10 protein-coding genes are annotated in these 11,639 nt (G+C 68.1%); 7 read left to right on the forward strand and 3 right to left on the reverse strand.

Annotated features, from left to right (window positions below; all coding sequences use genetic code 11):
- Positions 1-120: 120 nt before the first annotated feature.
- From ACH34W_RS44415 to ACH34W_RS44430, 4 genes are read left to right on the forward strand one after another with little or no spacing between them, the layout of a single operon-like run.
- Positions 121-2,304, forward strand: coding sequence for an MMPL family transporter (locus ACH34W_RS44415; RefSeq protein ID WP_395967257.1), 2,184 nt, complete (start codon positions 121-123; stop codon positions 2,302-2,304).
- 5 nt (positions 2,305-2,309) lie between these two features.
- Positions 2,310-3,455 carry a sensor histidine kinase gene (locus tag ACH34W_RS44420; RefSeq protein ID WP_395967258.1) on the forward strand — a complete coding sequence of 382 codons (1,146 nt, stop codon included), beginning with the start codon at positions 2,310-2,312 and terminating at the stop codon, positions 3,453-3,455.
- Positions 3,452-4,069 (forward strand): response regulator, encoded by a 618-nt coding sequence (locus ACH34W_RS44425; protein ID WP_395967259.1) that lies wholly within the window; start codon positions 3,452-3,454, stop codon positions 4,067-4,069. Before ACH34W_RS44420 ends, ACH34W_RS44425 begins: the two co-directional genes overlap by 4 nt.
- Positions 4,066-4,755: a carbon-nitrogen hydrolase family protein gene (locus tag ACH34W_RS44430; protein WP_395967260.1), complete on the forward strand. Its 690-nt coding sequence runs from the start codon at positions 4,066-4,068 to the stop codon at positions 4,753-4,755. The genes ACH34W_RS44425 and ACH34W_RS44430 overlap by 4 nt, the downstream gene beginning before the upstream one ends.
- Here the strand turns inward: ACH34W_RS44430 and ACH34W_RS44435 are convergent.
- Positions 4,730-5,224, reverse strand: a complete 495-nt coding sequence (locus tag ACH34W_RS44435; RefSeq protein WP_395967261.1) for a GNAT family N-acetyltransferase — start codon at positions 5,222-5,224, stop codon at positions 4,730-4,732. The two genes, ACH34W_RS44430 and ACH34W_RS44435, sit on opposite strands and share 26 nt — an antisense overlap.
- A gap of 144 nt (positions 5,225-5,368) precedes the next feature.
- Between ACH34W_RS44435 and ACH34W_RS44440 the strand changes: the two genes are divergently transcribed.
- Positions 5,369-6,040, forward strand: coding sequence for a hypothetical protein (locus ACH34W_RS44440; RefSeq protein WP_395967262.1), 672 nt, complete (start codon positions 5,369-5,371; stop codon positions 6,038-6,040).
- A gap of 71 nt (positions 6,041-6,111) precedes the next feature.
- On the opposite strand, the gene ACH34W_RS44445 is transcribed toward ACH34W_RS44440, so the two are convergent.
- Complete coding sequence (locus ACH34W_RS44445; RefSeq protein ID WP_395967263.1) at positions 6,112-7,155, reverse strand: LacI family DNA-binding transcriptional regulator; 1,044 nt, start codon at positions 7,153-7,155, stop codon at positions 6,112-6,114.
- A 325-nt stretch (positions 7,156-7,480) separates the two neighbouring features.
- Here ACH34W_RS44445 and ACH34W_RS44450 point away from each other — a divergent pair, with 325 nt between their 5' ends.
- Positions 7,481-10,051 carry a GH32 C-terminal domain-containing protein gene (locus tag ACH34W_RS44450; protein WP_395967264.1) on the forward strand — a complete coding sequence of 857 codons (2,571 nt, stop codon included), beginning with the start codon at positions 7,481-7,483 and terminating at the stop codon, positions 10,049-10,051.
- Positions 10,052-10,112: 61 nt separating this feature from the next.
- On the opposite strand, the gene ACH34W_RS44455 is transcribed toward ACH34W_RS44450, so the two are convergent.
- Positions 10,113-10,403: a hypothetical protein gene (locus ACH34W_RS44455; protein ID WP_395967265.1), complete on the reverse strand. Its 291-nt coding sequence runs from the start codon at positions 10,401-10,403 to the stop codon at positions 10,113-10,115.
- Between the two features lie 363 nt (positions 10,404-10,766).
- Here ACH34W_RS44455 and ACH34W_RS44460 point away from each other — a divergent pair, with 363 nt between their 5' ends.
- On the forward strand, positions 10,767-11,525 hold the full coding sequence (locus ACH34W_RS44460) for a DUF3459 domain-containing protein (protein ID WP_395967266.1): 759 nt from the start codon (positions 10,767-10,769) through the stop codon (positions 11,523-11,525).
- The last annotated feature ends 114 nt before the right edge of the window (positions 11,526-11,639 follow it).

Below are 11,639 nucleotides of genomic sequence, written 5' to 3' on the forward strand. Positions count from 1 at the left end.
GGATCCTTTCACATAGCGAAGGTCCGGCCATCGGCCCGCCCGTGTCCACCGATCGGTGGACACGAGGTTCAACCGGTCGAGGCTCATGCCGGAAAGGGCCCGCCGACCAGCATTGATCCCATGACGAACCTCCCTGTACGCATGGCGCGCTGGAGCGCGCACCACCCCTGGCGGGCGATCGCTGCCTGGTTCCTTTTCGTGTTCATGTGCCTCGGCCTCGGCATCGGGGTCGGCGGCAACATGGCCCAGTCCGCCGACTACCGGGTCGGTGAGGCCGGCCGCGCCGAGGCCCTGCAGGAGCAGGGCGGGCTGGAGCGCAAGCCCCTCGAACGAGTGCTGATCAGCACGAAGGCGCGCGGGCCGCTGGACGCCGGCAAGGCCGATGCCGCCGTGCGCGACATCACCGACCGGATGAAGCGGCTGCCGGAGGTCGCGTCGGTCGCCGGGCCGGTCCGTTCGGCCGACGGCACGGCGGTCCGGGTCGACGTGACGATGAAGGGACCGGAGCAGGAGGGCAAGAAGCACATCGACCCACTGCTCGCGCAGACGGCCGAGGTGCAGAAGGCTTATCCGGACCTGTGGGTGGAGGAGTCGGGTGGCCCGTCCATCAGCAAGGACGTCCAGGGTCAGCGCAGTGAGGACTTCTCGCGCACCGAAATGATCGCGCTGCCGGTCACGCTGATCGTTCTGCTACTGGTCTTCCGGTCGCTGGCGATGGCGACCGTGCCGCTGCTGCTGGCGATCACCTCGATCATGTCGGCGATCGGGCTGTCGATGCTCGCGTCACATGTCTTCCCGGACGCGGGCGTCGGCACGAACATCATCCTTCTGATCGGCATGGCCGTGGGCGTCGACTACACGCTCTTCTACCTCAAGCGCGAACGCGAGGAACGGGCCCGCTCAGGCGGACGGCTCAGCTCTGCGGCCGTGGTGGAGCTGGCGGCGGCCACCTCTGGACGGGCCGTCGTGATGTCGGGGCTCGCGGTCGCGGCGTCCAGCGCCACGCTCTACCTCGCCGACGACGTCATCTTCTCCTCGCTGGCCACCGGCACCATTGTGGTGACCGTCGCCGCCGTGGTCAGCTCGCTGACCGTGCTGCCCGCGCTGCTGACCAAGCTGGGGGAGCGCGCGGAACGCCGCGCGGAGCGCAGGGCGCTGAAAGGCAAGACCACACGGCGCAGGGGGCAGAAGAACGGCCGGATCACCGAGGCCATGCTGCGCCCCACCAGCAAGCACCCGGCGGTCACGCTGGCGGTCGCGGTCTTCGCCATGCTGCTCATGGCCGCCCCCCTGCTAGGCCTCAAGCTGACCGACGTAGGCCGGGAGACCTACTCCCGCGAGCTGCCCGCGATGCAGGCGTACGACCGGGTGAACGCCGCGTTCCCCGAGCTCAAGGCCTCGAACCAGGTTGTCGTCCGGGCCGCGCCCGAACGCGCCGCCGAAGTGGCCGCGGCGCTGAACGATCTTGCCGGACGCACCAAGAACGACCCGCTGTTCGGGGGCACGCCGCGACTTCTGACCTCGCCCGATAGCCGGATCACCATGCTGGAACTGGGCGTCCCGCACGACATGAGCACGCAGGCGGCGCGCGACTCCCTCACGAAGGTCCGCGAGACCTACCTGCCGGCGACCATCGACAAGCTGCCCGGAATCGAGGCCGAGGTGAGCGGCGAGGTCGCCCGCTACGTGGACTACCCCGAGCATCAAGCGCGGAAGATGCCGATGATCCTCGGTGCGCTGCTGCTCGTCACGTTCGTCATCACCGTGCTGGCCTTCCGGTCCGTCGTCCTCGGCCTGGTCGGCGCGCTGCTCAACCTGCTCTCGGCCGGCGCCTCGCTCGGCCTGCTGACGCTGGTCTTCCAGGGGCGCTGGGCCGAGGGCCTGCTGGGCTTCACCTCGATGGGCTCGATCGGCTCGCGGGTGCCGCTGTTCCTCTTCGTGATCCTGTTCGGCCTGTCCATGGACTACCAGGTGTTCGTGATCAGCCGGATCCGGGAGGCGGTCCAGCACGGCGTGCCGACCCGTACGGCGGTGCTCGATGGCATCCGCGGCTCGGCCAGCGTCGTGACGAGCGCCGCCCTGGTGATGGTCACGGTGTTCGCGAGCTTCATCCCGCTGCACCTCATCGAGATGAAGCAGATGGGCTTCAGCCTCGCGGCCGCGGTGCTGCTGGACGCGTTCGTCATCCGGCTCCTGATCCTGCCGGCGGCCATGCTGCTGCTCGGCGAGCGGACCTGGTGGCCGTCCCGCCCGAGGGCACACGTCGCCGCCCCGGTCGAGCGCACACCGCAGAACGTAGGCTGATCATCATGTCGCGGCCCGACGACCAGTCCTGGATCCACCGCTGGAACGGCATCTCCTGGGTGCTCCTGGGTTTGGTGCCCACGTCCATCGCGGGTGTGGACAACCACGGTGCGATGAGGCACTGGTCGTTGGGGCTGCCGCTCGGGCTCGCCGTCGCCTACGCGGTCGCCGTGCGGTTCCCCGGCCGCCGCGTGCAGTTCCTGTACGTGCTGATCGTCGGCCTCGGGGCCCTGTCGTACCTACGTGGGGGCAGCGCGGCGCTGTTCATCGTGTCGATCCCGCACTTCTGGATCTTCGCCGGAGGCTCCCGCCGGTCGATCATGCTCAGCGGCGCTGCTGCCCTGACCACCGCGACCGGCGGGATCCTCCGCAACGGCGACCTCCTCACCGGCAACGTCATCGTCACGCTCTTCGCATTCCTGGCCAGCGTCGTGCTGGGGCTCTCGATGCTCAGGATCATCAAGCGAAGCGAAGATCGCGCCACCCGCCTGAGCGCTGAACTGGAGGCCGCTCAACAGGAGCTGCTAGAGGCCCACCAGCGCCAGGGCGCCGTCCTCGAACGCGAACGGCTCGCCCGCGAGATCCACGACACCCTCGCGCAGGGATTCGCCTCCATCGTCGTGCTGGCCGAAGCGGCCCGTTCCGGCATCGCCACCGACCCCGAGCTCAGCGCCCGCCAACTGCTCTCGATCGAGCAAACGGCCCGCGAGAACCTCGCCGAGGCGCGCGTCCTCGTCGGCTCCGCACCGCAGAGCGGCATCGCCCCCAGCTCGATCGCCCGAACCCTGCGCCGAACCCTGGACCGCTTCGCTGAAGATACCGGGCTCACCGTCACCGCGGACCTGCCCGACATCGAATGCGACCAGCAGACCCGCATCGCCCTCCTCCGCTGCACTCAGGAGTCGCTGGCCAACGTGCGCAAGCACGCCGCCGCGACAACAATCGGCGTCGTCCTCACGCGCGACCCCCACGCCATCGAGCTGGAGATCACCGACGACGGCCGCGGCTTCATCGTCGCGGAATCCCAGGGCTTCGGACTCGACGGCATGCGCAAACGCCTGGCCGAACTCGGCGGCGAGCTCACCGTCACCAGCTCACCCGGCGACGGCACCCGCGTCCTCGCCATGATCCCCGCGAACGGTGCACCATGACCCGCATCATCCTGGCCGACGACCACACCGTCATGCGCGCCGGCGTCGCCGCGCTGCTGGCCGCCGAGCCGTCCATCACGATCGTCGGCGAGGCGGACAACGGCCGCGAGGCCGTCGACCTGGTGGAAAGCCTCGCCCCCGATGTGGCGCTCCTCGACCTCCGGATGCCCGTCCTCGACGGCGTCGCCGCCACCGCCGAGATCGTCAAGACCACCACCCGCGTGCTCATCCTCACCACGTACGACACCGACACCGAGATCGAGCGCGCCGTCGAGGCCGGCGCCATCGGTTACCTGCTCAAGGACACCACCCGCGAGCAACTCGTCGCCGCCATCCACGCCGCCGCCCGTGGCGAGACGGTTCTTGCTCCCCGAGTCGCCGAGAAGCTCGTGGCCCGCATGCGCAAGCCGACCCCCGTCGCCCTCACCGCCCGCGAGATCGACGTCCTGAACGCGGTCGCCGACGGCCTCTCCAACGCCGACATCGGCAAGCGCCTCGTGATCGCCGAGGCCACCGTCAAGACACACTTGCTCCGCATCTTCGCCAAGCTGGACGTCAGCGACCGCACCCACGCCGTAGTAGTCGCCCTGGAACAAGGCCTCCTGACCCGATGACCCTCAGCATCACCGTCACCCAGCCGCCCTGCATCCCATACAACATCGAGGCGAACGCGACGACCCATGCAGCCGCGATCCGGCGTGCCGGCACTCGCCTAGTGGTCTTCCCCGAACTCTCCCTGACGGGCTACACCCTCGACGCCCCGGCGATCACCCTCACCGACCCCCGCCTGGCCCCCATCATCGAAGCCTGCACAGCCACGAACACCCTCGCCCTGGTCGGCGCTCCCGTCGGAGGCCACATCGCCATGCTGGCCATCAATGCCACCGGAGCCACCCTGGCGTACAGCAAGATCTACCTAGGCGGCACCGAGCCCGACCACTTCACCCCGGGCACCAAGCCATCCGTCCTTGACCTCGACGGATGGCGCCTAGGCCTGGCCATCTGCAAAGACGCAGGCGTTCCCCAACACTCATCGGACACTGCCGCCCTGGGCATCGACCTCTACGTCGCCGCCGTATGCGAGCTGCCCGAGGACGTCCCCGTGATCGACCAACGAGCCCGCCGCATCGCCACGACCCACAACGTCCCAGTCGCCATCGCCAGCTTCGCTGGCCCAGCCGGAGCCCCCTACAACCCAACCGCCGGCCACTCCGGCTTCTGGACACCCGAAGGCACCATCACCGCCCAAGCGGGCCCCGACCCCGGCGACATGGTCACCTGGTCCGCTCCTCGGTCCTGAACGTACGGAAGCCGCGCCGGTGATAGTTGGGCAGCGCGTTCGGGTGATCCAGCGAAGAGGTGTGCAGCCAAACTCTGCGCACGCCCGAGTTCAGCTCCCACGCCTCCCGCACGCCCAACGTCAACGCGTAACCGCCCAGTCCCCTGCCGACGAACTCCGGGAGCAATCCGAACGACACGATCTCCACCTCATCCCCGGGATGCGGGTCATAGGTGACGATCCCGGCCGCCTCACCCTCATAGGACAACAGCCGGAAGATGCGCCCAGGATTATCGGCAAACCACTTGGCCCACTCCTGGTCGTTCCGCGCGGAGCTCTTCCAGCCGTAGGGTGCCCCGATCCGGGCCAGCACATCGGGGATCAGTGGCGAGTCACGTTCAAGGGGCACCAGCACCAGCCCAGGCACAGCCTTGGCCGGAACGAGCTGCTCCACGTCGGTCATTTCGACATAGGTAACGATCTCGTTCACCCGCCGAGCCTACGGTCGCCCGAACGCCGGGCACATGACCGCAGTCCGCAAGACCTCATCGAGATCCTCTGCGAACAAGCAGTGAGATTGTTCCGATCGTCCTGACTGGGGCATGATCTTTGCTTTGAACAGGGAGGGCGCCCGGTGGCCAAGGAATTCCGCGACGTCGCAGGCAAGGCGGCCAAGGTCGTCGCGCAGCAGGCCCGGCAGCGTGGGATCTTTCTCTCGCTGAGCGACGGGGAGATCCGGTCGTTCCTCTCCGGGGTGGTCGAGGCCGGGGAGCGACTGGAGGCCTACGCGGATCTTCGGCCGCATCATGACTGCCCGAAAGTGCCGCGCAGGCGGCGTGTGCAGGACGGGTTCGGCGGCAAGGCTCCGGCCAGGAAGATGGCAGGTGCCGCAGTGGAGATCGCGGCGTTCGCCGCCGGGGCGTGGGAACCCGACAGCAGAGGCCGGCTGACGTCGGTTTTTCATGGCGAGCCGGACAGCATGGCGGGGCAGCTTCTCGTTCAGTTCAACCCGGTGACCAGCGGATGTGAGCATGTCCTGGCCGTGACGAGCCAGCGTTTGATACTGGTTCGCATTCGTAGCGGGGTAGGCCGGAAACTCGGGCCCGCCATTATGCCGTGGTGGGTCCAGCGCGCCCAGGTCCCGGCCAGCCGCCGCTATGGCCAGGGTGACCTCGGTCTCGGCTTCGCCGACTCCTCTTGGATCCGGCTGAACGGCGGCGCCTCGGCGAGGGGCGAAGCCCTCCGTGCCTGCTTTCCTGATGTCCCCGGTCCCTGGCCCGGAGACAAGCAGCCCAGACGGCGATAGCGCGCCACCTTGATCGCGTCACGCCCACGCCCCGGACCGGCGAGGCCGGCTCGGGCCGATCTGCCGTCGGGTCAGCGCGCGGGGGGTCGGATCTCGCCGGAGCCGCGGGGGATGTAGCGGGTGGGCAGCGTCACGAGTTCCCGGGGCCGGTCCGGCTCATCGATGCGGGCGAACAGGATGCGTGCCGCCTGCCGGCCCATCTCTGCGGGGTCCTGCGCGATCACCGACACCGGCGGGTCGAGCATGTCGGCGAGGGGGAAGTCGTCGAACCCGATGTGGGCGACCTGGTCATGCAGGCCGAGATCCACCAGAGCGAGCCTGGCGCCGACCGTGAGGGAGTTCTGCGCGGTCACGATCGCGGTCGGCGCCGGGCCGCCGGCGGTGAGCATCTGCGTCACTGCCCGGCGTGTGGTGGCAGCGTTGTGCACGTCACGGCAGATCCAGGCCGGTCGTATCGGGCAACCCAGCTCGGCCATGGCCTGGGCGAAGCCTTCGTAACGCTCGCGCGCCGTCCACAGTGCGGGACGGTCGCCCGCGAAGCCGATGTGGCGGTGTCCCAGTGCGTGCAGGACGTGCACGGCCTTGGCGACACCGCCGCGGTTGTCGGCGATCACGGTGTCCACGGTGTCCAGCGAGGAGGCGCGGTCCACGCACACGACCGGGGTCCCGGCGCGATGCGCCGAGTCCAGTTCCTCGTCAGCACCTCCGGTGGAGACCACGATCAGGCCGTCGACGCGGCGGGTACGCAGCGTCTTGAGAAGTTCGCGTTCCCGTTCGGGCTTCTCGTCGTTGCTGCTGGCCAGCACCAGCAGTCCCCGCTCCACACTGGCGTCCTCGATGGCTCGGTGCAGGGCGGAGGAGAAGGGGTTGGCCACGTCCTCCAGCACAAGACCGACGGTGTTGGTGCGCCGGTCGGCACGGCGCAGGCTGGTGGCCGTGGTGTCCTTGCGATAACCGAGTTGCTGCGCAGCCTCCAGCACCTTGTCGGTGAGCACCGGATCGACCGGTGTGCCGTTGATGACGCGGGAGACCGTCGTCAGCCCGACTCCGGCCAGGGCCGCGACGTCCTTCATCGTCGCGACCCTGCCCGGCACACGCGTTCGCTCGCTGCCCACCCGATTCTCCTCACGGCGCGGACGTGGGACGCCGCCGCCGGCATCCACCTGTAGACATCCTCCGGTCACCGCTTCATACTGTCGAATGCAACCCTGAGGAAACGTTTCCTCAACTCGTCGGAAACACAGACCAACATCGACTATCCGCAGCGCAGGCGGCATCCGCCGGCGTTCCATGCGGGACGGGAGCGGGTGGCGCCGCCCTCCCCGGTCCGTGCCCCCATACGCCCCGAACCCCCTGCCGCCGCCGGCAAAGCGGCCTCGCCGCACAGGTGACGCGGGCCGGTTCACGGCGTGCCCTCATTCCACGGATCAGGAGAGCACGATGGACCTTGCGCGAGCATGCGCCTCGTCCCCCCGCCGCGGCCGATGGCGCCGCACGTTGCGAAGCGTTGCGGCACTGTGCACCGCACTGCTGGCCGGCGCGGCGCTGACCGGTGCGGTCCCGGCCGGTGCCGATACGGCCGGTGCCGACACGCCCACGTATGACGAGACGTACCGGCCGCAGGTGCACTACTCACCGGCACAGAACTGGATGAACGACCCCAACGGCCTGATCTTCCATCAGGGCGAATACCACTACTTCTACCAATACAACCCATCAGGCAACACCTGGGGCAACATGTCCTGGGGCCACGCGACCAGCACCGACCTGGTGCACTGGAAGCAACAGCCGGTGGCCATTCCCCACAACGACGACGAAATGGTCTACTCCGGCAGCGTGGTTCTCGACAGGTCCAACAGCACCGGATTCGGTACCGCCCAGAGCCCGCCACTGGTCGCCGTCTACACCAGCCACTTCAAGGCCTCCGGCAAACAAGCGCAGTCCCTGGCCTACAGCCGCGACGGCGGCCTGAGTTGGACGCGGCACGCCGCCAACCCCGTCCTGGACATCGGATCGGTCAACTTCCGCGACCCGAAGGTCTTCTGGTACGCGCCCACCAAGAGTTGGCTGATGGTGGTCGCCCTGTCCGACCAGCACAAGGTCAGCTTCTACTCCTCGCGTGACCTGAAATCCTGGACGCATCTGAGCGATTTCGGTCCACAGAACGCTGTCGGCGGCCTATGGGAATGCCCTGACCTGTTCCCGCTTGCGGTGGACGGCGACCCGCGCAAGACAAAGTGGGTTCTGGTGGTCAACCTCAACCCTGGTGGGATCGCAGGCGGTTCCGGTGCGCAGTACTTCACCGGAACCTTCAACGGCACGAGGTTCACCTCCGACGATCACGGCTACACGCCACCATCCGGGACGGTCCTGGCCGACTTCGAGGGAGGCGACTACGGCGGCTGGAGTGCCACCGGCACAGCATTCGGCACCGCCCCGGCCACCGGCGCATTGCCCGACCAGCAAACCGTGTCCGGGTTCCTGGGCCGCGGGCTGGCCAACTCCTTCCTGCAGCACGACTCATCCACCGGAACCCTGACCTCGCCCGTTTTCACCGTCGACAAGCCCTATCTCAACTTCCTGGTCGGCGGTGGCAACCACCCGCACGTCGACGGCGCGGGCGACGGCAGCCCGCCACCGGGCGAGGTGTTCGCCGACTTCGAAGGGCCCACGTGGGGACAGGGGTGGACCGCCACCGGCGACTTCACCGACGCCGGTCCGACCACCGGGAACCTGTCCGGGCAGATCGGCAGCCGCATCCTGGACACCTGCGTCAAGACCTGTGATCCGGCCACCGGCACCATCACCTCACCGAGCTTCACCATCACCCGCAAGTACATCGATTTCCTCATCGCCGGCGGCAATCATCCGTGGGGCGGTGACGGAGCGACAGCCGTGAATCTCATCGTGGACGGCCAGGTCGTCAAGACGGCAACCGGCAACAACAGCGGCACCATGGACTGGACTTCCTGGGACGTCTCCACCCTCGCGGGCAAGACAGCGCAGCTTCAGGTCGTCGACAACGCCACCGGAGGATGGGGGCACCTCATGGTCGACCACCTCGTCCACTCCGACCAGGCCGCAAAGCCCCGCGACGTGCAGACCACCGTCAACCTCCTGGTCGACAACCGGGTCGTGCGCACCGCCACCGGCCAGAACAGCGAAATGCTGGACTGGACCTCCTGGAACCTCAAAGACCTGATCGGCAAGAGCGCCCAGATCCAGATCGTCGACGCCGGCAACGGTGACTGGGGACACGTGCTGGCCGACCAGTTCATGACCGCCGACGCGCCGGCCACCAACGGCATACAACGAGCGCACTGGGTCGACTACGGCGCCGACTTCTACGCCGCGGTCACCTACAACGACGCTCCGGCAGGCAAGCGCATCATGCACGCCTGGATGAACAACTGGAACTACGGCGGCAACATCCCCACCTCCCCCTGGCGCAGCGCCGCCAGCTTCCCGCGCGAACTGTCACTGAAGACGATCGACGGGAAACCGCAGCTGGTCTCCCAGCCAGTCGACGCGCTGGCCTCACTGCGACGCGGGAAAGCGGCCAAGCTGGACAACACCACCGTGCGCAGCCGGACCCAGACAGTGCGAGGGGGCGGGCAGGTACTGGAAATCCACACCGTCCTGCGCCAGCTCGACGCAAAGCGATTCGGGATCAACGTGCGCACCGGCAAAGGCCAACTGACCCAGATCGGATACGACACCACAACCAGCGAGCTCTACATCGACCGCACCGCCTCCGGGAACGTCACATTCGACGCGACATTCCCCGGAGTCCACCGCGCACCACTGCCCCTGGACCACGGGCAACTCAAACTGCGCATCATCGTCGACGCGTCCTCGGTAGAGGTCTACGCCGGCCAAGGACAAGTCACCCTCACCGACCAGATCTTCCCCGACCCCGCCAGCACCGGCCTGAGCGTCTTTGCCAACGACGGCAGCGCCCAAGTCAAAACCCTCACCGCATGGCACCTCGCATCCACCTGGAAAAACTAACCCCGCACCACCAGAGCCGGTGGCCGCGGCGCCCGTAGACCCAGCGCCCGCGGCCACCGGCTCAGCTGTCGTCGGATGGTGCGGGATGTGGCTGGGAGTTTGGGGCTGAGGGGTGCGGTAGTGCGCCGGGGTCTTCTGGTTCGCGGTGGGGGCGGAGCGCGGGTGCGGTGGTGGCTCGTGGGATCAGGTGGGGGAAGTTCACGGTCGCGCCGCTGCCCGGCCTGAGCGGTCCCGGCTCCTCCAGCCGGGGCGGCCACAATGTGGCCCTGTCGTCGTTCGCCAAGAACAAGGCCACGGCCCTGGACTTCATGAAGTTCTTCACCAGCCACGACAGCGCGGGCACGTTCCTCAAGGACGCCTCCCACGCCCCGCCCTACGCCGACCTGTACGACGACGCGTCGCTGATCAAGCAGTATCCCTACCTTCCGGTCCTCAAGCAGTCGATTCTGCGTGCCGTGCCGCGCCCGCGGGCGGTGCAGTACGGGGATGTGTCCTCGGCGATCCAGCAGCAGGCCTACGCCGCGTTGACCGGTGACAAGAGCAGCGCGCAGGCACTCAAGGACCTGCAGAACGACCTGCAAAAGGCCACGGCGCCGCCGACGAGTTCCCCGGTGATCGGGCGTTCGTCGCCGAGGCATGGGCCGACACCCCCCAGCGGCTCGCCGCCTACGTCCGCCCCGGCGGCCTGCACGCCGCGTTCAACTTCGACTTCCTCATGGCCAGCTGGGAAGCCAAGGACCTGCGCGCGGTCATCGACGACTCCATCGCCATGCTCAGCGCCGTGGGCGCACCACCCACCTGGGTGCTGTCCAACCACGACGTCATGCGCCACACCAGCCGCTACGCCCGCGCAACCGTCAAACGATGGGTGCCCAACGAGCCCTACCAGCCCGAAGGTGCCGTGGACCTGGACCTGGGCACCCGACGCGCCCGAGCCGCCGCCCTGCTGATGCTCGCCCTGCCCGGCGGCGCCTACATCTACCAAGGCGACGAACTCAGCCTGCCCGAAACCGAGGACCTGCCCGAAACAGTCCTCCAAGACCCGATCTGGGAACGCTCCGGACACACCAACCGGGGCCGCGACGGCTGCCGCGTTCCGATTCCCTGGTCCGGGCAGGTGGAACCGTTCGGCTTCAGCCCCAAGAACGCCGCCGCGCCACCCTGGCTACCGCCGCCCACCAACTGGGGCCAATTCAGCGTCGAAGCACAGACCGGCGACCAGACCTCGACGCTGGAGCTGTATCGCAAGGCCCTGCACCTACGCCGCGAAAATCCCGCCCTCGGCGACGGCAACATGACCTGGCTCGACGCCCCAGCCGGAATCCTCGCCTTCAGTCGCGACCCCGGCTTCGTCTGCGTCGTCAACCTCTCAACTGAGGCATACCAGCTGCCCGAACACACCTCGATCCTGCTGGCCAGCGGCCCTGTCGAAGGCCGACAGATACAACCGGACCACGCGGCCGGGAGTGTCTGAAAGATCGTGTGGGTGGGGTGGTGATCCGGAAGGCTGGGAGGTCCCAGCCGGGAAGGATCATCTGTGACCACGCACGAAGACGAGGTAGAGCAGGTCGGGGGCCTGGAGGTGCAG

This window comes from Actinomadura sp. 6N118, from assembly GCF_044326415.1.
GTDB lineage: Bacteria > Actinomycetota > Actinomycetes > Streptosporangiales > Streptosporangiaceae > Spirillospora.